This is a genomic window from Microbacterium sp. (assembly GCF_031178445.1).
Lineage (GTDB): Bacteria > Actinomycetota > Actinomycetes > Actinomycetales > Microbacteriaceae > Microbacterium.
In genome coordinates, this window is sequence record NZ_JAPSIY010000017.1 from 1 (window position 1) to 18,204 (window position 18,204).

Consider the following 18,204-nt stretch of genomic DNA (forward strand, 5'->3'; position numbering starts at 1 on the left):
TGACGAGCACGGGATCACGGTGCACACCCACGACCTGTCGCTCGGTTCCCCATTCACCGCGGTACTCGACGGCGAGGTCGACGCCGTGATCGCCGAGTTCCCCGTCCACGAGCGCGAGCTCACCGTCCGATACCGCTTCCCGCCCCAGGATCAGCTCGTCGCCGTCAGCAGCGACCACGCCTACGCCGGCCGCGACTCCATCGATGTCGAAGAGCTCGCGTCCCTCGACCTGCTGCACCGCGTCGGCGACGCCCCGGACTATTGGAAATCCGCCCGCACCCCTCCGGCGACGCCGGCCGGTACGCCGATCCGGTCGACCACCGGGGTCACCACGATCCAGCAGGGAATGACGCTCGCCGCCAGCGGCCGATACGCACTGCTGGCCTGCCGGCCTCTGGCCGAACACCACGCACGCACCGATCTGCGCTTCATCCCGGTCACTGGCCTGGAAGCGACCAGCCAGCTCGGGCTGGTCTGGCGAGCCGACCGCGGCAGCCCCCAGCTGGTCGCCCTCGCGCAGTTCCTGAAGGATGGAGACACGGCCACCAAGGGCCAGGAATCAGCCAACCCCGAAGTCGGCGACTGAACGATGTATTACAGCGCTCGGGATGCCTGGTTGATCCCAGAGTGGGTAGTCCTGATCGGCAGTGTGTGAGGCATTGAGCTGCGACCGCGGGCGGCGCCGGCGGGGGATGCAGTAGCGCCCCTTTGCCCCCTGCTCGTGAGCTTGAAGCCGCGACAGGGATAGGCGAGGCACGCGCACTAGGCACGGGATTCAGCGATCGGCAGCGTCTCCGGCGGTGGTGAGCCACTGGGTCAGTTCGGAGGCGAGGGCGGCAGGGGCGTCGAGGTGGATGAGGTGCCCTGCGTCGCGGATCAGTCTGAGCGATGCGTGTGGAATGGCCTTCTGCAGCCGCTGAGCTCGGTCGGCGGGTATCCAGGTGTCGTCGGCTCCCCAGACGATATGCACGGGTTCCGTGATCGTGTCGTAGAGCGGCTCCACTTCGTCAGTGAAGCGTTCGTCGGCCTGCGCGATCTGACGGTAGAACGCTTCCTGGCCCGCTTCGTCGGCCCATGGCTTCACGAGGATCGCTAAGTCCTCGTCGCGCAGACCTCGGTGGCTGGCACCGCGAATGTACGCCTGGACTGCCCCCTGGTGAACTGCAGGCGGCAGTTGCACGAAGACGTCGGCGTGCTGCTTCACCAGGTTGAAGAACGGCGATCCCCAGGGCGAGAGCGCGACGACGTCGACGAGGCAGAGCGAAGCGTACGTCGCGCCGTGCAGCAACCGCGCGCGCAGAGCGACCGCGCCACCGAAGTCATGGGCGATGATGTGAGGTCGCCCGAGATCCCAGTGATCAAGGAGAAACCGGAACAGCTCTCCCTGGATGCCCAGGTCGACTCGATGTGACGGGTCCTTGGACGAGACGCCATAGCCGGGCATGTCCCAGAGGTACACCGTGAACCGCTGCGAGAGGGCTTCCGCGATCGGACGCCACAGCGCCGATGACCAGGGGGTGCCGTGCAGGAGAACCAGCGCGGGCCCGGAACCCTGACGATCCCAGCGCACCGTTCTCCCGCGCCACGAGGTCTCCTGCGTCAAACGATGTGAGGGCATACGTTCATGCTTCCAGGTCTGCGGTCGTGGTCTCCGCTCAGCCAACGCCGCCGGACGCCGATGGTTCGGTCGTCGGGCGAACGTCGCGTACGCGCGGCGCACTCACCGTGCCGCAGGCACCGCGGAACCACAGAGCGTCGCTTCGTGCGGGGTCAGAGGCCGGATCCGCCTGTCGCGTCGATCGTCTGCCCGGTGATCCAGCGGCCGCGGTCGCTGGCGAGGAACGCGATGATATCTGCGACATCTTCGGGCGTGCCGATGCGTCCGAGCGCCGAGACCTGAGCTGCGTCATCCCGTGCGCCCGGCGCGTTGATCCAGTCGGCATTCAGGTCGGTGTCGATGATGCCAGGAGCGACCGCGTTCACCGTGATGCCGCGCTTCGCGAGCTCCGGCGACACCGCGTGCAGCACTCCCTCCAGGCCGCACTTCGATGCGGTGTAAGCCAAATGGGTTGGAGCCGCGATCCTGGTGTAGCCGGTCGAGACCGCGATGACCCGACCGCCGTCGTTCAGGGAATCGTTCAGGTGGTGCAGCAGGAACAGGGGTGCGGTGAGGTTCACCGCCTGCACGCGCGCATAGGTTTCGGGATCGAGCTTGGAGAGCACCTGGGCGCCGTTGATGCCCGCGTTGCTCACGAACACGTCCGTGCCGGAAAGTCCGTTATCAGCGATCGCACGCTTCCACTCGGCGGCGATCCCCGATGCTGCGGCCGCGCCCTCGGACAGGTCGGCCTGGATCAGAACCGGGGTCGCGCCAAGTGATCGCACACGCTCAGCTGTGGCCTCGGCGGCTGCGCGGTCGCGGCCGTAGTGGATGCCGATGAGCGAGAAGCCATCGCCTGCGAGTGCGGCGGCCGTGGCGGCTCCGATGCCTCGGGAAGCGCCGGTGATGAGAGCAGTGGATCGGATCATGACTCCTCCGTAGTGATCGTTACGAGAAACCCATCGACGAGTAGCTGCACGCGCTGGACCCGTCCGCACGGGCGGCAACCTCACGACACTGCGCGGTCCGCATCCGAGAACGAGTCGACTACGGTCACGCCGATGAGAGGAAGCGCGAGCTCCGTTCGGTGCGGACTGTGCAGCCGGCGCCGACGAGTAGCGGTGGAGCGCGGTGGGGCGCCGCACGTCGCAGGCTAGAGAGCTCGTTCTGTGTGCGTGTCTGTGGTCACCGGGCGGCGCCAGACGTAAGGCGTTGTTGTGGAGACCTTGATCAGCCCGGATCGTTCGAGGATTGGACGGGAGTATTCGGTCGAGTCGCTGTGGATCAGGGTCTTGCCCATGCGCAGTGCGGAGCGTGCGCGGGCGGCGGTCAGGGCACGATAGATTCCCCGGCCGCGCCACTCGGGACGAGTTGATCCGCCCCAAATGCCGGCGAAGTCACTGCGCGGGACGGGCTGCAGTCGGCCGGAGCTGACGATCTTGCCGTCGGCTTCGGCGACCCAGAGCTCCGTGCCGTCGCCTGACTGCAGGCGCTGCAGGAGCGCGTTGGCTCGTTCCTCGGAGATAGGGCCGCCGAAGACCTCATCTGCCATGGCGCTCATCGCTCGGACGTCGTTCTCGTCTTCAACTTGCCGGAGCGTGACCCCCTCGGGCAGCGGGACGTCAGTGGCGAGGAGCTTGGCTTCCCCGAGCATGATGGACTCTGGCTCCTCTGGCACGAAGCCGTGCGCGGTGAGTGCCTCGTGAAGACCCGGGGCGTGGTCGTGACCGCGGGTCTTCCACTCGACCTCCCTGATGGCGGTGTCAGCTTCGAAGAACGCTCGCGCGGCAGCGACGAGCTGTCCGATCAGCCCCTCATCGGCGTCTGCGAGGTCGCGGTAGGTCACGAAGCCGCGGTCCGCGGTGAACTCGACGAGCTTCACCGGCCCGAGAGTGGTGATGGCGGCGTCCGGTGAGGCACCGCTGGTTCGGAGCTGCTCGTCGTAGGCGGTCAGCAGCGTCGTTGTGTCCATCTTGCTCACTTTCGTGTACCGACGTCGAAGCCGCCGGTGGGTTGGGCCCCGCAAGTCCGGGGCGAGTGGGCGTTGCCATTAATGCTCGCCTGCGCGGGTGCGAGCACGTACGAAGATGCGGGCCGCGCCAGCGGCCAGCAGGAGCCCGAGAACAGCGAACCCGACTGCGCCTGGCAGCTGAAGGCGCTCTGGCAGGTGGAGGGCGACGAACCATCCGGTCACCCTGCTATTGGCCAGTAGATGTAGGGCTGCAACGAGCCCCTGGGGCACGGCGGCGAGGATCGCGGTGATGAACAGGGTCCAGAACAAGGCGTTCTCGAGCGGACGCATGCTCTCGAAACCGGACACGCGCGGAGTGGCGTTGCTGGCGGTGGTAGTGGCGTCGCTGTGGACCGGGGACTGGCCAGTGCCTGACGCCGCTGCAGAGTCGGGCGGGCCGGACCGCATCTTGTGCATCAGCTCGGGGCCCCGCAGGGAGAGCCTGCGGATTGCTGCCGTTCCCAGCGCCCAGGGCACGAGTGCAGCGGTGGCCCCGGCCGCTGCGATTGAGCCCCACCGCAGCCCTGCAGCGTGCGATAGTGACGCGGCGACCAGCAACCCCACCGTGGGAGCGGCAAGTGTGAGCACGGCGGCGATCGCCACGAACGCCGGGCCCGTGAGGTCGCTGTGGCCCGCTGGGGAGTGCTTGGTCGTGTGAGGGTCCGCGACGGGCGTTAGGGCGTAGACCGACAGGAACACCACCAAACCCGCCCCCGCACCGAGCACCGCCAGGAACGCGCAGATCGCCCACGGCACCAGCCCTGGATCAGGATAGAGAAGGCAGCCGACGACGGTGAAGACGGCCCCCAAACCGCCGAAGACGATGAGCCACGCGAGCTGTCGGGCTCGCACGTCCTTGGCCAGTGCGCCCGGTGCGAGCAACAGCGTCCACAGGGAGGTGCCGCTTGCGCCGTAGAGGTTGCTGCTGGTGGCCGCGCCGAGCAGCACCAGCGCGACACCTGTGAAAGGAAGCAGCCCTCCGAAGCCGATGACGAGCGGCAGGGCGGTAGTCCCGATCGCGTACGCCACTGGCAGCACGAGATCCTGCAGTCGCAACGAGTCGCGCCTCCAGCCGAGAAGCTCCTTCTGGAGCGCACTGATCGGGGGTGCGCCGTCGCGCCGTGGGGCTCTGACAACCGAGGCGCGAAGCGGAGCGGCCGTCACCACACGCGTCCACCAGAAGGAGAGCAGTGCAGCGAGAGCTGCCAGAGCGCCAAGCGCGGTAAGAGCGAGCCCCCACTCGTTGCCACCCGCGGCGTCGACGGCGATCAGCGCCCAGCTGCTCGGCAGAACCGCAACCGCTGTCCCCAGACCTCCTGTGAGCCCGGTGTCGATGTGGATCATGATGGCGATGAGCAGGATCCAGCTGTGCTGGGCGAGCACGATGATGGCGGCGGTGACGATCGAGCTGACGACGGCCCCGACGCGGGACCTCGACACAGCGGCGAACCAGATCGCGGTGAGGCGGGCAGCGACGATCAGGACCAGAACGCTCAGCAGCGTTGCGGGGATCGAGATGAGGACCGCTCCTGGTCCGAGCGGGATGGCGGCGACGATGACTGCGGCGAAAGCCGCCAGTGCGACCACGGCGGGCAACCCGGTGCAGGCGGCGACAAGCAGGCCCCGCGTCAGGATGCTGCGCCTGACGGGGTGGAGGCGGAAGAACTGTCCGGTCAGCTCCGGGCCACCGGTGAAGCTCGGCGCCACCAGCCACCCGATCAGCCACAACCCCAACGCCAGGCAGACAAGGTCACGCCGGGCAGCCGGAGGGATTTCGAGCAGTGGGAGCAGGAGCGTGATGCCCGCGAGCGTGAAGCCGAGGGTGGCGCCCAGCGCGCGCTGCGCGGTCTTGCCGTCGGTGGACCGGTTGCGTGAGAGTGCGCGGTTCAGCTCGACGATCACGTCAGCCATGACAGCTCCCGCGTCAGGTCCCGGTGCGGTCGCCCGGCTGCGGCAATGAAGGCTTCTTCGAGCGTTCCCTGGCTGAGGATCTCATGCATCGGCGCGGTTCGCTCGATGCGACCTGCGACCATGATCGACACCGCATGGCACAGCTGCTCCACCAGGAGCATGGAGTGGCTCGACATCACCACCGACCCGCCGGCTGCGACAAACTGTTCGAGCATTCCTCGGATGGAGATGGCGGAGACCGGGTCCACAGCCTCGAATGGCTCGTCCAAGACCAGTACGCGCGGAGCATGGATGAGGGCCACGGCGATGCCGATCTTCTTGCGCATGCCGGTGGAGTAGTCCCGCACCAAGGTTCGGGAGGCAGAGCCATCCAGCTCCAGCAGTCGCAGCAGGTCCCGTGCGCGAGCGCCGGCGGTGTCGGGATCCATCCCGTGCAAACGCCCCCAGTACCCCAGGAGTTCACCTCCGGACAGGTGCTCCGGTAGAGCGAGGTTGTCAGGCAGGACACCGAGCAGGCGACGCGCGTCCAGCGGGTCAGCCCAGACGTCCACGCCGAACACCTTCGACGTGCCCGCGTCCGGGCGGTCCAGGCCGACGGCGCAGCCGATGAACGTGGACTTCCCGGCCCCGTTGGGCCCCAGAAGCCCGGTGAACGACCCCGGCGCGATGACCAGGTCGACGCCATCAACAGCGACCTTGTCCCCGAACACACGCCGCATCCCGCTGATGAGTACGGCGGGGCTCGGGGCGTCCGCTTCGTGAGGGGTGTGTTTCATCGGTGCCTGCGCTCTCATCCGGTGGTCACGCATCACGACGCGCGACGTACTCCTCGACGACGACACCCGATTCGAACGGTCGGGCCGAGACGAGATCGAACCGTCGCGGTGCGTATGGCGCGCGACCGAACAGTGGGATGCCGGACCCGAAGGCGAACGGGTTGCGCTTGAGCACGAGGCGGTCGATCTCGTCGATCACCGTGCCCGCCAGTTCGCCCCCGCCGCACAGCCAGATGTCGAGGCCGTCCTCCTCTTTGAGCTCGCGGACTGTCGCGACGGGGTCATGGGTCAGCGTGATGTCCGAAGCGACCTGCTTATCGCTGCGACTCGCGACGTACTGGCGCAGGTGAGGGTACGGGCTGTCGATACCCACTTCCATCCCTGGCAGCAGGGCGTTCCACCCCATCACAACCGTGTCGAAACGCGTGCGTGGGGGCTCAAGGCCGAGGGCCGCAAGGGCGGGGCCGAAGACCGCATCGCCCATCTCGCCGAGCACGACCGAGGAGTGGTCCCCCTCGACCAGGAAGGCATCGAAGCCGCCGTCCGGGGTGGCGATGTAGCCGTCCAAGGTGACGGCGACGTAGTAAACAAGTTCGCGCAACTCGCGCTCCAATCACAACATTGGTAGTGGTCGTGACAGACACTACGACACGTGTTGTGGTTTGCGCTACTCTCAGATCATGGCCAGAAACGATGAGCGTCGCGCCACACTCGCGGATGCGGGTATCCGTGTCCTCGCCCAGTCCGGCGCGCGCGGGCTCACCCACCGCGCCGTGGACGCCGAGGCTGGCACGCCGCGCGGAACGGCGTCGAACTACTTCCCGACACGCGACGCGCTGATCGCGGAGCTGGTGGTGCGTATCGGAGAGCGCCTGACGCCTGATCCGGAGTTGTTGGCATCGCGCGCGACCCAGAAACCCACGCGCGCACTGTTCGCCACCTACATCCGCGACGTGGTGACCCGACTCAGCACAGCCCCGGACGTGTCACTCGCGCTGTTCGAGCTGCGTCTGGAAGCGGCACGGCGCCCGTCGGTCGCCGAGGCGCTCGGCTCCTGGCGTCGGCAGGCTCTTGAAGGCGACGTCGCCTTCACTGCCCAGGCGGGACTGCCCGGGACGAGGAACGAGATTGCACTGTTCCATTACGCCATCGACGGGCTCATGCTCGACCGGCTGACCGTACCGATCGACCCCGAGACGCACACCGATGACATCGTCGAGGATCTCGTCGCGCGACTGCTCGCTTGAGTCCTGCCGACCGTCCGAACCCGCCCTTCCCGTGATTTAGGAGGAGCTCGTGATGAACGGAGCCACCGGCGCCATGCACACCTCCCGAGTGACACCGTCCGGTGCAGCCGCCGAGATCGGACGCAGCGTGCCGACCCCGCGCCTCACCGTGGGAGAGATGGCCAGGCGCACCGGAGTCAGTGTGCGATCGCTGCGCTACTACGAACAGCAGGGCCTGCTCGCTCCAGGTCGAACAACGGGCGGGCACCGTGTGTACACGGCCGCCGACGAGACGTCCGTGCATCAGATCAAGCAGCTGCTCCGTGCAGGCTTCTGCAGTTCAGTCATTCGGCAGTTGATGCTTCCGCTCTCAAGTCCGGCGGGGAGCGAGGCACTGCTTCAGAGCGCGTTCGACGAGGCTGAGGAGCGCCTGATCAGCGAGCGTCGGGCGATCGATGCGGAGATCGAAGAGCTTCGCGCGCTGCGCGCCGATCTGAAACTTGCATCTGACGTGCATGTCAGGTCGCAGGATGATGCGCATGACCACGAACATGCTTCCCCCCTCTCAGCTCCGTCTGATCATCGAGACCGGCGACTTCGATAGCGCGTTGCGGTTCTACCGCGATGTGCTGGGGATGCCCGAGCAAATCGCATTCGCGACGGATGGTGATGATCGAGTAGCGATCCTGCACGCCGGCGTCGCGACAATCGAACTGGCCACGCCCACACATGCAGAAAGAATCGACGAGGTCGAAGGAGCACCACGAGCACCCGGGGTACTGCGGCTCGCGCTTGAGGTGGAGGACACGGCGCGCGCCACAGATGTCGCACTCAGGGAGGGCGCGGAACTCATCTCCCCACCGGTTCGAACGCCGTTCCAGAGCATCAACGCGCGAGTGCAAGGCCCCGCCGGCTGGCAGGTGACGTTCTTCCAGGAGCTCGAAACACTCGAGGCCCGTGCGGCACGCGAAGGATTCTCAACGGACGACGTGCGAGCTCGATAACAGCATCCCCAACTCAACGGCCCTCAGTGCGGAGCGACTCACTCGCCTCGATCGTGCACCGGTTTCGCGTTGGCAGGGGGTTCTCCGACCTCATCGACGGTGTGGTCGCCGCAGGCCGTCATGGTCACCGTGGCACGCTCGATGCGCGAAACAGTGAACCATCGCATCGCGTCGCGCAGTCGGCACCATCCGACGAGGTGCCACTGGCCGCCTGTGGAGGCGAACAGCACAGGTTCCACGTTGCGGACGGTCATGGTCCCGTCGCTCGAAAGGTAGCGGATACGGATCACTCGCTGCTCCGACATCGCGTCCTCCAGCGCCGACCTGACCGCGCGGGAAGCCGGGGGAGGGGCGTCGACCCACACACGGCCGGCCAACTCGTCAGCTCGCGCCAGGGTCCTGGGGTCGAGGACGTCCAGGATCTTTCGAACGCCTGCTGCTGCCGAATCGGCGTACGGGGCATCAGGTGCGGCCGACACGGCTGCCATGAGTGCCACGGCTTGCGCTGCGGACAGGCTGACCGGGGGTAAGGATGCCCCGACCGCCATCCCGTAGCCGCCTCCGGGCCCAGGGCGTGACCAGATAGGTGCACCGCTGCGCTCCAACGAAGCGAGGTCCCGCTTGACGGTGCGAATGGACACGCCGAATTCCCTGGCTAACCGTTCAGCAGATCGCCCCCGTGCGCCGCTACGGCGCAGCATCTCCGAAAGAGCATGAAGTCGCTCCGCTCGCTTCACCGCTTACCACCCTCCAAAACAATGACACAAATAGTGACATACACCTGTCCACAACGTCCGAGAAAGTGATCACATGACAACTAGTAAGAACCCCTCGCACATCATCCTCATCGCCGGCCACTGGCTCGGTGCCTGGGCTTGGGATGAGGTCCTCGAGCACCTGGACTCCGCCGGAGCTCCGGCGACCGCTATCACCCTGCCTGGCCTTGATCCCGCCGATCCTGCGCGTTCCACCCGGACCCTCGACGATCAAGTCGAGGCGATCAGCGACGTGCTCCTTCGACTCAATGTGTCCGCGGAGCAGCGGGCGACGCTCGTCGCACACAGTGGAGCCAACGCTCCCGTGAGCGTGGTTCTGGACCGTCACCCCGAACTCATTCATCGCATGGTCTGGGTCGACTCCGGCCCGGTGGCATCAGGGACCGCCTTCGCCCCCGATTTCCCTGAGCAGCTCGAAGAGCTGCCCCTCCCGCCCTTCGATGAACTCGGACAGGAGGCGAGTCTGGAAGGCCTGAATGCGCGCGCCCTCGAGCGCTTCCGCGCTCTTGCGGTCCCCGAGCCAGGCCCCGTGCTTCGTCAGGCCGTAGAGCTCGCAAACGACGCCCGCAACTCCGTGCCCACTACTCTGGTGTGCTGCTCGATCCCGAGCGCACTGGTACGGGAAATGGCCCGAGAGGGGCACCCCATGTTCGCCGAGGTTGCGAACCTCGAGACCCTCGATGTCACCGACCTCCCGACCGGTCATTGGCCGATGTGGAGCCGTCCCGCGGACCTCGCAGAGGTTATTCAGTCAGCCGCGTCATGAACGACACTTGCGCTGCGGTCACTGGATCGGGCCGCCGACTTCATGGGCAACGTCACGGGCAAGAGGTCGAGCCACCCCGACTCGAAGGCGGGCGGCAAGTGGTTCAAGGGCTACCTCGTGTGGCTGACTTTCCCGCTGCCGATCCTGAACACCGATCGCGTGCCGCGCGAGTACCGCAACAAGTGGTACCTCAACGTGGTCCTCGGCATCACGGCGCTGCTGTTCATCGTGCTCGGCGCGTACCAGGCGGTGCAGGCGATCGGGAAGGTGTTCGGCTGGGCCTGATCCGGGGCGTCGTCTCGCGGGCCCTCGGCGATGCGCCGGGGGTCCGCGGCGTCGACCGGCGCAGGATGGTCGCATGTCCCTGAGGTCGTCCATCCCGCCGGGCGATGTCGCGGTCCCGGACAGGGTGCGTGCGCTGGCGGGCAACGCCGAGCCGGTGCCGGTGTGGCGCAATGAGCTCGGCGGTGTGACCTTCCGCGTCGGCGCGCTGTACGTCAAGTGGGGGCCGCGGAACCTCGAGGCGTCGATGGCCGAGGAAGCCGAGCGGCTCGCGTGGGCGGCGCGGTGGACGCCCGTGCCCGAGGTGCGCGATCACGGCGAGACGGACACCGAGGAGTGGCTCGTGACGTCCGCGCTCGAGGGCGAGTCGGCCGTCGCGCCCGCCTGGGTCGCCCGGCCCGACGTGGCCGTGCGCGCGATCGCGGTGGGCCTCCGCGCGCTGCACGACGTGCTCCCCGTCGAGGAGTGCACGTACGACTGGTCGGTGCCGACGCGGCTGGCCCGCGCCGCGGCGCGCGGCATCGCCCTGCCCGCCGAGCTGCGCGATCCGCCCTCGGTCGACCGGCTCGTCGTGTGCCACGGCGACGCGTGCTCGCCCAACACGCTGATCGGCCCGAACGGCCGCTGGATCGCGCACGTCGACCTCGGCGCGCTCGGCACGGCCGATCGCTGGGCCGACATCGCGGTCGCGACCATGAGCCTCGGGTGGAACTACGGCCCCGGCTGGGACGAGACGTTCCTCGACGCGTACGGCGTCGATCCCGATCCGGTGCGCACGGCGTACTACCGCGCCCTCTGGAACGCCACCTGATCCTGCGGGAGGATCGACGCATGGCGAGCATCGCGACCGGGTGCGCGTAGCGGGGCGATCGCGGCCCGCACCGCTCGCACGAGCTCAGCACGCCGAAAGCCGGGTCCTCGTTAGCGGGCGGAGCAGCGCGACGGGCGGGCCGTGTGATGCGACGGAGCCAGGGCTCATTCGCAATCAGTTACCTGATTTCAGAGATGAGCACAGCAGCGGTGCCCGCGTTTTGTGCCTCGAAGACGTGCGGCGCGTCGCCGGGATAGCGGATGTAGTCGCCCGGCGACATGGCGCGAGGGGACGATGCGGGTCCGACGAGCGCGGCACCCGAGACGAGGATGATGTGCTCCACGGTTCCGCGAGGGTGGGGAGAGGACACCTTCGGTGTCCCGGGGTCGGCTCGCACGAAGTACACATCGCGGCGTGCGTTGTGAGGGCTAGCCGACAACAGTCCGGCCAGATAGCTGCTGTCCGTCGAACGGATCAGAGGCACGTCGGCGCCGCGAATCAGAGTGACGGGCTCAACGCCTTCATCAACGAGGCGAGCGAAAGGCACGCTGAGGGCGTCCCCTAGCGCCCACAGGGTCTCTACGCTCGGGTTTCCCTTGCCGGATTCGAGCTGAGAGACCGTCGCTTTGGAGAGTCCCGAGCGCCGAGCAAGTTCGGACACAGACAGACCCGCCATCGTGCGCTCTCGTCGTATCGCCGCGCCGATTCGCAATCCAAGATCCTTCACCACCCGTTCAGAATATCAAACGATCGATCGCCTTGACAGACGCTACCGGCCTGTTCATGATAACGATCATGCGTTCATTTCGCGGAACATCCGGCCTGCTCCTGCCAGCGACAGCGATCGCTTCAGGTGTGCTCGTGGTCGGCGTGGCATACGGATCGACGGCACTTGCCGCGGGCATCCCCCCGGGGCTCGTCATACTCGTTGCGGTGCTCGTGCTCAGCGCCTCCTCCGAACTATTGTTCGTCGGCGTCATCGCGGCGGGCGGTCTGCCGTGGGTTGCGGCAGCGGCAGCGCTCCTCGTGAACCTACGAAACGTCGTCTACGGGGTCTCCGCGTCAGCGTTTCTGCCGGAGCGACGCGCACCGAAGTTGCTCGCCGCTCACCTCGTCAACGACGAGACCGTTGCCTTCGCGCTCACCGAAGCACACCCAAACCGACGTCTCACCGCGTTTCGGATTCTTGGAGTAGCCATCCTCATCGCGTGGCCCCTCGGCACGGCGATCGGCGTCATCCTGGGATACGTCGTCCCCGACGCCAGCCGCCTCGGCCTCGATGCCGCATTCCCCGCGATCTTCGTCGCGATCTTGCTAGGAAACGTCACGCGTTGCACCGCCGGTCCCGCAGCCGTCGGCGCAGCGATCGCCGTGGCTACCACGCCGTTCGTGGCTGCCGGTCTGGCACCTGTTCTCGGACTGGCTGGCCTTCTTGCCCACGCGCGAACGAGAGGAAACCGTGCCTGACATCGACCTCGCTCTGGCCATAGCAGTCCTGGCCGTAGGCACCTACGCGATCCGACTCGGCGGAGTCACCTTCGGGGGGTCGAGTCTCGCCGCCCGCCTTCAGCAATGGAGCGACCCGGCCGTGGTCACCCTCCTCGCAAGTGTCACTGCCGCAGCGACCATCTACGAGGGGCAGGAGTTCGCGGGATGGGCTCGTCTGGCAGGGGTGGCAGCCGCCGCATCCTCAGCAGCAGCACGAGCACCACTGGTTGTGGTCGTCATCGTCGCCGGCGCTGTGACCGCTGGTCTAAGAGCAGTAGGAGTGCACTAACGCACAGAGCGACGCGGTGAAGCTTACCGGTCATATGACTCAGCTCCTGCTGGGATGGCGTCGGGGACGCGGATGTGCTTCGGGGCGGGGCCGATAAGCCCGACCATAAGGGAAGCGATGGACTTCGGGGTTTCTTCGTTGTCAGCGTCCTCGTGGCCCGGCTGAGGCGGCGAGAAGCCCGGGGGATCGAGTACCACCCGGGCTCCCATGCCGCCGTTCAGCGACGGTGGTCGGCGTCGTCCTGCTCGAGGTCCACCTCCTCGTGAGCGACGTCCTCCGAGACGCTCTGCTGCTCGGTGACGGTGTCCTTGTCCAGGCGCACCCGCTCGACCGGCACTGTCTCCTTGTCGACGACGACCTGCTCCTCGTTGAGAGTCACCTCGTGCTCGCTCTCGGTCAGCTGCGGCCCGCTCATCGCCTCGTCGACGTTCCCATCCGTGATCGGCTCGCGCTCGAGCGTGACCTCCTCGCGCTGGACGGGCACCGTGATGTTGCGCTGTTCGGTGACCACGTGCTTGCGCAACCGTGCCCGCCCCGTGGGGACCCTCTCCTTGCCCACGGACAGGCGCTCCTCGGAGCGGGTCATCGCGTCATCCGCATCGCCGTCTTCGGCTCCGTCCGAGCCGGTGCCCGCACGGTGCGCAGCCGTGCCGGCATCTGCATTGCCCAACGCGGAGCCGTCGGTGCTGCCGCCTGTCCGGTCGGCGTCCCTTCCGGCACCCGACGATCCGGCGCCGTCCGTCGCGCGCCCGCCGCGACCTTCGTAGTAGTCCCAGATCGTGTCGTTCTCCTCGTCGGAGATGTCGCCGTCGGCGTCGACGCGAGGGGCGTCCTTGATCATGTCCTTGTCGTATCCGACACGGAGCTCGTCGCCGTCGAGATCCGAGCCCTGAAGTGGCACGAACGTCTCGGACGAGCCGAACAATCCTGTCGCCACGGTCACGAAGTTCGGCTGGCCGTTGTCCTTGTCGACGTAGACCTGCTTGACGGTGCCCACCTTCGCGCCGTCGGGGTCCACGACCTTCGCGCCGAAGATGCTGCTGATGTTGCTGGTGTCGATCATGCTGCCACTTCCTTCTGGTCTGTCTTGTCGGTGTCGGCCGGGTGCCGTGCCTTCGCGAGTCCTGAGGAAGAGCTCACCCGTTCAGCGCGCGCCACGAGGGGTGACCCACCCTCCACCGTCGCGCTTGTGACAACGAGCGGCTTGACGGCGAGAACCGCGAGGTCTAGGTGCAGCGCGTGGACCTGAGCCTGCCGCCGCCCCACCGATTCGCCGGCGCTCGCGTCCCTAGGCTGGACGCGTGAGCAGGGAGCGTGCGCGTCGGGTCGTCGCCTGGATTCTGGGTGGCATCGGAGGCGTCCTCGTGGTTGCCGTCGCCGGCATCCTCGTCTGGAGTCAGGTGGGCGTCATGGCGGCCGAACCCGAACCCCTCGCCTCCGTGCGAGACGACCCGGCGATCGCATACCAGGACGCCTCCGTGGCGATCGTGCTGAAGCCGACCGACGGCGCGGACGAGGAGGGTCTCGTCTTCATCCCTGGCGCGAAGGTCGACCCGTGGGCCTACGCGGCCAAGCTGTCCGGTCTCGTGACCGGCGAGAGGATGACGGTGGTCATCACGCGCCCGTGGCTCAATCTGGCGTTCTTCGACCCGCGTCCCATAGGGGAGTACACGGCGCTCGCACCCGAGGTCGACACGTGGATGGTCGGCGGGCACTCGCTGGGCGGGGTGCGCGCCTGCCAGCTTGCGGAAGAGGCCGACGCCCTTGTGCTGTTCGGCTCCTACTGCGCGAACGACCTCTCGGCGTCGGGGCTCCCGGTGCTGTCGATCTCGGGATCCCACGACGGGCTCTCCACGCGCGCGAAGATCGAGGCGGCTCGACCGAAGCTCCCCGCCGATGCCGAGTACATCGAGATCGACGGCGTCAATCACGCCTCCTTCGGCGACTACGGTCCGCAGGCGGGCAATGGCCGCAGGACCATTCCCGACGACGAGATGACCGCCAAGCTCACCGCTGTCATCGGCGCCTTCTCCGGCGGCTAGTCGAGGGGCGTCGGCGACGTCGGCGTCCGCTCGGGCGTTCCCGTCGCAGCCGCATTCTCCTCGGCCGCCTCCTCCACGGCGGCCGCCATGCCCGCCAGGAAGCGCGCGACGACCGAGCGCTCGGCCTCGGTGAGACCGTCCACAAGCTGGAGCATCCGCTGGTGCATGGGCCCGAGTGTGGCCCGCACCTCGTCGTCGCTGTGCGCGGTGGGGACGATGATCAGCGTGCGCCGATCCGTGGGGTGCGGCACGCGGGTCGCGTGGTCATCGCGCACCAGGCGGTCGACGAGCGCCGTGACGGATGCGCGCGAGATGTGCAGGTAGGTCGCGAGGTCGGCGGGCCGCACCGGTCTGCCGGCGTGCTGCTCGCGCAGCAGGAAGCGCAACGCCATGAGGTCGGTCTCGTTCATCCGCATGGAGGAGCGCGTCCGTGCGCGCATCGCCGTCTCGGCGGTGCGGTAGCGGCGCAGCAGGTTGAGCACGTCGACGGTGGTCGCGCCATCCGAGTCGGGATACCAGTACCCCGAGCTGGCGTCCTGCGTCGGCTCCATCTCGGTGAGCATACTCGCCCTGCTCTCTCGTGCTTCGGTCCTGAACGCCGAGTCGCACACGACGCGCCGAATCCGTTTGATTATTCAGTCATCTTACTATTAGTGTGGCTGACAAGTAGCCATCCCGCAGGGGAGCCGCATTCGGGGCGGCACGGCACGATCGAGGAGGACGTCATGGGGCAGCTGTTCTACGGACCGACCGAGCAGGCGATCGAAGTCGACGATGCGCTGCTGGCACACGTGCAGCTGGTGGCGATCACGAAGCTCCGTCGGGGGGAGTCGTTCGTGATGTCGTGGAAGCGCAGCGGGGGCCCCGGTCGTGAGACGGTCTGGGTGCAGCCGTCGATCCCGCTCCGCTTCCTGTGCGAGTCCGAGGAGAACCTCCCCATGGACGGGAGGCTGCTGGAGGAACTCGCCCAGGCCGCCTCATCCCTGCGCGGCATGGATCTCAGTGCCGACGTCGCCCCCGCCCTCACCGCCATGCAGGGCGGAGCGCGCCGCGCAGCCTGACCCGCAACTCCACGGCCGGCCCGGATGCGAACACTCGCACCCGGGCCGGTCTGCTTGCATGGGGCACGGCCGGAAGCAAGCCCGTGCCTGTTCGTCCGCCTGTCGCGTTAGCGTGCCGACATGACTGCACACGACAGCGCCCCGGAACAGCCGCGCGGCGATGCGGCGCGGCTCGACCACGAGGACGCCGACCGCCTGGCCACCGAGCACGGCGAGACGGATTTCGCCGGATTTCCGAACGCGGGCGACGGCGGATCAGACGGTCCTGTGACCGCCACCGAGCAGGCTGCTGTCGATGGGGCGGATATCGCGTCCGACGCCGACGCCGACGAAGGCGAGAATCGGGCGCGACCCCGTCCGTCGTGAGTCCGGCCGCGTCGCCACGAGGCGACACGACCGGACCGAGGTCATCGCGAGCGGAAGATCCTCCGCGCCAAGGCGATCACGCCCCAGCCCGCGAGGAGCCACGGACCGACGACGAGCAGGGGGTCGATCCACTGGTGCTTCACGTCGACGCGGTGGCGACCGAGCCTCGAGGTGATTCCGTGTCGGCGCTTCTCGCTCAGCACCCCGGTCTCGGTGAGGAGCTCGTCCGGGTGCCCCGATGCGAGCGACTTCACGGAGCTTTCGAGCACATCCACACGATCACCCAGGATCAGCAGCAGCCAGTGCGCCGCGCGGCCCTCGCTGAAGCGCGCGTACGCGAAGCGCCGGATAGCGCCGGACAGGCCGTGCAGGGGGGCGACCGTTCCGAACACGGGCGTGAGCCGCGCGTGCTCGATCGAACGCTCGCGCGGCGTGCGCTCGGGCTGCTGCTCCGGGAGCTCCCAGTGCGCGCCGGTCTCACCCGGCGCGAACCGCTGCTTGGGGTAGGACGGGCGGTCGGCCGGATCGCTGTCGACGCCCCATCCGGGAATGCGCGCGCGCAGCTCGTCGGGCGACCAGTGCCGGGGATCTTCGGCGGTGTACGGCATGGGTGTCTCCTTCCGGCTCACGCCGCGCTCGGCACGACGACGGGCTTGATGCAGCCGTCGAGCTTGGCCGAGAACATGTGATAGCCCTCGGCGATGTCGTCGAGCGGCAGTCGGTGGGTGATGATCTCGCTGGGCTTCAGGTACCCGGCACGGATGTGCTCGAGCAGGCGGGGCCACTGGCGCTTCACGGGGCACTGGTTCATCCGGAGCGTCAGGCCCTTGTTCATGGCGTCGCCGAACTTCACGGCGGAGAACATCGGGCCGTACGCGCCCATGACGGACACGTTGCCGCCCTTGCGCACCGAGTCGATCGCCCAGTTCAACGCGATGGGCGATCCGCCCTGCAGCTTGAACTTCGCCGCCGTGATGTGCTGCGTCAGATTGCCGTCCGCCTCGGCCCCGACCGCGTCGATCGCGACGTCCGCGCCGAGGTAGTCCGTGGCCTTCTTCAGCTCGACGACGATGTCGTCGTACTCCCCGAAGTGGAAGGTCTCGGCATGCGCGAACTCGCGCGCCTTCGCGAGGCGGTCCTCGAGATGGTCCACCACGATCACGCGTCCGGCTCCCATGAGCCACGACGACTTCGCGGCGAACAGCCCGATCGGGCCCGCGCCGAACACGACGACGGTGTCGCCCTCCGCGATGTCGCCGAGCTGCGCGCCGAAGTAGCCCGTGGGAAGCGCGTCGGTGAGCATGAGGGCGTCATCCTCGTCCAGCCAGTCCGGGATGACCATGGGGCCGACATCCGCGAACGGCACGCGCACGTACTCGGCCTGCCCGCCGTCATACCCGCCGCACGTGTGCGAGTAGCCGTAGATTCCGCCGACCGCCGTGGCGTTCGGATTCACGTTGTGGCAGTTCGAGTACAGGCCGCGCGCGCAGAACCAGCACGACCCGCAGTAGACGTTGAACGGCACCATGACGCGATCGCCGACCTGCAGGTTCTGGACCGACGGGCCCACGGACTCGACGACGCCGACGAACTCGTGTCCGAACGTCGTTCCCACGCGGGTGTCGGGCATCATGCCGTGGTACAGGTGGAGATCGGATCCGCAGATCGCGGCTCGCGTGACCCTCACGATCGCGTCGTTCGGGTGCTCGATCGCCGGGATGTCCTTCTCCTCGACCCGCACCCGGTACGGCCCGCGGTACACCATCGCCTTCATCGCGCCTCCTTCTCGCCGTGT

Annotated in this window: 24 protein-coding genes; 12 read left to right on the forward strand and 12 right to left on the reverse strand. The window is 67.7% G+C overall.

Translation table 11 applies throughout. From position 1 onward, the window contains the following. Positions 1–586: substrate-binding domain-containing protein (locus RIN43_RS15805; protein ID WP_309129881.1), on the forward strand; the 586-nt coding region annotated here is incomplete at its 5' end. A 189-nt stretch (positions 587–775) separates the two neighbouring features. Here RIN43_RS15805 and RIN43_RS15810 read toward each other — a convergent pair. The 6 genes from RIN43_RS15810 to RIN43_RS15835 all read right to left on the reverse strand — a co-directional run bounded on the left by RIN43_RS15810 (position 776) and on the right by RIN43_RS15835 (position 6,899). Next, positions 776–1,618: an alpha/beta hydrolase gene (locus RIN43_RS15810; protein ID WP_309129882.1), complete on the reverse strand. Its 843-nt coding sequence runs from the start codon at positions 1,616–1,618 to the stop codon at positions 776–778. Positions 1,619–1,770: 152 nt separating this feature from the next. Next, positions 1,771–2,529, reverse strand: a complete 759-nt coding sequence (locus tag RIN43_RS15815) for an SDR family oxidoreductase (RefSeq protein WP_309129883.1) — start codon at positions 2,527–2,529, stop codon at positions 1,771–1,773. Positions 2,530–2,753: 224 nt separating this feature from the next. Continuing rightward, on the reverse strand, positions 2,754–3,572 hold the full coding sequence (locus RIN43_RS15820; RefSeq protein WP_309129884.1) for a GNAT family N-acetyltransferase: 819 nt from the start codon (positions 3,570–3,572) through the stop codon (positions 2,754–2,756). Between the two features lie 78 nt (positions 3,573–3,650). Further along, the gene (locus RIN43_RS15825; RefSeq protein WP_309129885.1) at positions 3,651–5,522 is read right to left on the reverse strand and encodes a hypothetical protein; all 1,872 of its coding nucleotides are present in this window, start codon (positions 5,520–5,522) and stop codon (positions 3,651–3,653) included. Next, positions 5,510–6,241 (reverse strand): ABC transporter ATP-binding protein, encoded by a 732-nt coding sequence (locus RIN43_RS15830; protein ID WP_309129886.1) that lies wholly within the window; start codon positions 6,239–6,241, stop codon positions 5,510–5,512. Before RIN43_RS15830 ends, RIN43_RS15825 begins: the two co-directional genes overlap by 13 nt. A gap of 82 nt (positions 6,242–6,323) precedes the next feature. Then, positions 6,324–6,899 carry a dihydrofolate reductase family protein gene (locus RIN43_RS15835; protein ID WP_309129887.1) on the reverse strand — a complete coding sequence of 192 codons (576 nt, stop codon included), beginning with the start codon at positions 6,897–6,899 and terminating at the stop codon, positions 6,324–6,326. 79 nt (positions 6,900–6,978) lie between these two features. Between RIN43_RS15835 and RIN43_RS15840 the strand changes: the two genes are divergently transcribed. From RIN43_RS15840 to RIN43_RS15850, 3 genes are all read left to right on the forward strand, one after another. Further along, complete coding sequence (locus RIN43_RS15840) at positions 6,979–7,545, forward strand: TetR family transcriptional regulator (RefSeq protein WP_309129888.1); 567 nt, start codon at positions 6,979–6,981, stop codon at positions 7,543–7,545. Between the two features lie 157 nt (positions 7,546–7,702). Then, complete coding sequence (locus tag RIN43_RS15845; RefSeq protein ID WP_309129889.1) at positions 7,703–8,128, forward strand: MerR family transcriptional regulator; 426 nt, start codon at positions 7,703–7,705, stop codon at positions 8,126–8,128. Then, entirely contained in the window at positions 8,064–8,528 is a 465-nt protein-coding gene (locus RIN43_RS15850; protein WP_309129890.1) for a VOC family protein, read from the forward strand. The genes RIN43_RS15845 and RIN43_RS15850 overlap by 65 nt, the downstream gene beginning before the upstream one ends. A gap of 38 nt (positions 8,529–8,566) precedes the next feature. On the opposite strand, the gene RIN43_RS15855 is transcribed toward RIN43_RS15850, so the two are convergent. Then, positions 8,567–9,265 carry a WYL domain-containing protein gene (locus RIN43_RS15855; protein WP_309129891.1) on the reverse strand — a complete coding sequence of 233 codons (699 nt, stop codon included), beginning with the start codon at positions 9,263–9,265 and terminating at the stop codon, positions 8,567–8,569. A gap of 73 nt (positions 9,266–9,338) precedes the next feature. On the opposite strand from RIN43_RS15855, the gene RIN43_RS15860 reads away from it, so the two are divergent. The 3 genes from RIN43_RS15860 (at position 9,339) to RIN43_RS15870 (ending at position 11,163) form a co-directional block, all read left to right on the forward strand. Further along, a complete protein-coding gene (locus RIN43_RS15860; protein ID WP_309129892.1) occupies positions 9,339–10,070 on the forward strand; it encodes an alpha/beta fold hydrolase in 732 nt (243 codons plus the stop codon). Between the two features lie 42 nt (positions 10,071–10,112). Next, positions 10,113–10,355, forward strand: coding sequence for a hypothetical protein (locus RIN43_RS15865; protein ID WP_309129893.1), 243 nt, complete (start codon positions 10,113–10,115; stop codon positions 10,353–10,355). A 73-nt stretch (positions 10,356–10,428) separates the two neighbouring features. Beyond that, on the forward strand, positions 10,429–11,163 hold the full coding sequence (locus RIN43_RS15870; RefSeq protein WP_309129894.1) for an aminoglycoside 3'-phosphotransferase: 735 nt from the start codon (positions 10,429–10,431) through the stop codon (positions 11,161–11,163). Between the two features lie 178 nt (positions 11,164–11,341). Here RIN43_RS15870 and RIN43_RS15875 read toward each other — a convergent pair whose 3' ends face one another. Then, the gene (locus RIN43_RS15875) at positions 11,342–11,893 is read right to left on the reverse strand and encodes a helix-turn-helix domain-containing protein (RefSeq protein WP_309129895.1); all 552 of its coding nucleotides are present in this window, start codon (positions 11,891–11,893) and stop codon (positions 11,342–11,344) included. 29 nt (positions 11,894–11,922) lie between these two features. Between RIN43_RS15875 and RIN43_RS15880 the strand changes: the two genes are divergently transcribed. Together RIN43_RS15880 and RIN43_RS15885 are read left to right on the forward strand one after the other, a co-directional pair. After that, complete coding sequence (locus RIN43_RS15880) at positions 11,923–12,630, forward strand: AzlC family ABC transporter permease (protein WP_309129896.1); 708 nt, start codon at positions 11,923–11,925, stop codon at positions 12,628–12,630. Then, positions 12,623–12,940 carry an AzlD domain-containing protein gene (locus tag RIN43_RS15885; protein WP_309129897.1) on the forward strand — a complete coding sequence of 106 codons (318 nt, stop codon included), beginning with the start codon at positions 12,623–12,625 and terminating at the stop codon, positions 12,938–12,940. The genes RIN43_RS15880 and RIN43_RS15885 overlap by 8 nt, the downstream gene beginning before the upstream one ends. Before the next feature lie 217 nt (positions 12,941–13,157). Here RIN43_RS15885 and RIN43_RS15890 read toward each other — a convergent pair whose 3' ends face one another. Further along, the gene (locus RIN43_RS15890; protein ID WP_309129898.1) at positions 13,158–14,003 is read right to left on the reverse strand and encodes a PRC and DUF2382 domain-containing protein; all 846 of its coding nucleotides are present in this window, start codon (positions 14,001–14,003) and stop codon (positions 13,158–13,160) included. A 238-nt stretch (positions 14,004–14,241) separates the two neighbouring features. Between RIN43_RS15890 and RIN43_RS15895 the strand changes: the two genes are divergently transcribed. Further along, complete coding sequence (locus RIN43_RS15895; protein WP_309129899.1) at positions 14,242–14,982, forward strand: alpha/beta hydrolase; 741 nt, start codon at positions 14,242–14,244, stop codon at positions 14,980–14,982. Here the strand turns inward: RIN43_RS15895 and RIN43_RS15900 are convergent. After that, positions 14,979–15,545, reverse strand: a complete 567-nt coding sequence (locus RIN43_RS15900; protein WP_309129900.1) for a MarR family transcriptional regulator — start codon at positions 15,543–15,545, stop codon at positions 14,979–14,981. The genes RIN43_RS15895 and RIN43_RS15900 overlap by 4 nt on opposite strands. 162 nt (positions 15,546–15,707) lie before the next feature. Between RIN43_RS15900 and RIN43_RS15905 the strand changes: the two genes are divergently transcribed. Together RIN43_RS15905 and RIN43_RS15910 are read left to right on the forward strand one after the other, a co-directional pair. Beyond that, positions 15,708–16,043 (forward strand): hypothetical protein, encoded by a 336-nt coding sequence (locus RIN43_RS15905; protein ID WP_309129901.1) that lies wholly within the window; start codon positions 15,708–15,710, stop codon positions 16,041–16,043. Between the two features lie 120 nt (positions 16,044–16,163). After that, a complete protein-coding gene (locus RIN43_RS15910) occupies positions 16,164–16,409 on the forward strand; it encodes a hypothetical protein (protein ID WP_309129902.1) in 246 nt (81 codons plus the stop codon). 41 nt (positions 16,410–16,450) lie between these two features. Here the strand turns inward: RIN43_RS15910 and RIN43_RS15915 are convergent, their stop codons facing one another. Further along, entirely contained in the window at positions 16,451–17,017 is a 567-nt protein-coding gene (locus tag RIN43_RS15915) for a hypothetical protein (protein WP_309129903.1), read from the reverse strand. Between the two features lie 17 nt (positions 17,018–17,034). Continuing rightward, positions 17,035–18,183: a zinc-dependent alcohol dehydrogenase gene (locus tag RIN43_RS15920; RefSeq protein ID WP_309129904.1), complete on the reverse strand. Its 1,149-nt coding sequence runs from the start codon at positions 18,181–18,183 to the stop codon at positions 17,035–17,037. Between the last annotated feature and the right edge of the window lie 21 nt (positions 18,184–18,204).

Bases quoted from the DNA above. Each gene is read 5' to 3' on its own strand.
- RIN43_RS15810 (WP_309129882.1), bottom strand. From the start codon at position 1,618: ATGCCCTCACATCGTTTGACGCAGGAGACCTCGTGGCGCGGGAGAACG.
- RIN43_RS15815 (WP_309129883.1), bottom strand. From the start codon at position 2,529: ATGATCCGATCCACTGCTCTCATCACCGGCGCTTCCCGAGGCATCGGA.
- RIN43_RS15820 (WP_309129884.1), bottom strand. From the start codon at position 3,572: ATGGACACAACGACGCTGCTGACCGCCTACGACGAGCAGCTCCGAACC.
- RIN43_RS15825 (WP_309129885.1), bottom strand. From the start codon at position 5,522: ATGGCTGACGTGATCGTCGAGCTGAACCGCGCACTCTCACGCAACCGG.
- RIN43_RS15830 (WP_309129886.1), bottom strand. From the start codon at position 6,241: ATGCGGCGTGTGTTCGGGGACAAGGTCGCTGTTGATGGCGTCGACCTG.
- RIN43_RS15840 (WP_309129888.1), top strand. From the start codon at position 6,979: ATGGCCAGAAACGATGAGCGTCGCGCCACACTCGCGGATGCGGGTATC.
- RIN43_RS15845 (WP_309129889.1), top strand. From the start codon at position 7,703: ATGGCCAGGCGCACCGGAGTCAGTGTGCGATCGCTGCGCTACTACGAA.
- RIN43_RS15850 (WP_309129890.1), top strand. From the start codon at position 8,064: ATGACCACGAACATGCTTCCCCCCTCTCAGCTCCGTCTGATCATCGAG.
- RIN43_RS15860 (WP_309129892.1), top strand. From the start codon at position 9,339: ATGACAACTAGTAAGAACCCCTCGCACATCATCCTCATCGCCGGCCAC.
- RIN43_RS15865 (WP_309129893.1), top strand. From the start codon at position 10,113: ATGGGCAACGTCACGGGCAAGAGGTCGAGCCACCCCGACTCGAAGGCG.
- RIN43_RS15870 (WP_309129894.1), top strand. From the start codon at position 10,429: ATGTCCCTGAGGTCGTCCATCCCGCCGGGCGATGTCGCGGTCCCGGAC.
- RIN43_RS15890 (WP_309129898.1), bottom strand. From the start codon at position 14,003: ATGATCGACACCAGCAACATCAGCAGCATCTTCGGCGCGAAGGTCGTG.
- RIN43_RS15900 (WP_309129900.1), bottom strand. From the start codon at position 15,545: ATGCTCACCGAGATGGAGCCGACGCAGGACGCCAGCTCGGGGTACTGG.
- RIN43_RS15905 (WP_309129901.1), top strand. From the start codon at position 15,708: ATGGGGCAGCTGTTCTACGGACCGACCGAGCAGGCGATCGAAGTCGAC.
- RIN43_RS15910 (WP_309129902.1), top strand. From the start codon at position 16,164: ATGACTGCACACGACAGCGCCCCGGAACAGCCGCGCGGCGATGCGGCG.
- RIN43_RS15915 (WP_309129903.1), bottom strand. From the start codon at position 17,017: ATGCCGTACACCGCCGAAGATCCCCGGCACTGGTCGCCCGACGAGCTG.
- RIN43_RS15920 (WP_309129904.1), bottom strand. From the start codon at position 18,183: ATGAAGGCGATGGTGTACCGCGGGCCGTACCGGGTGCGGGTCGAGGAG.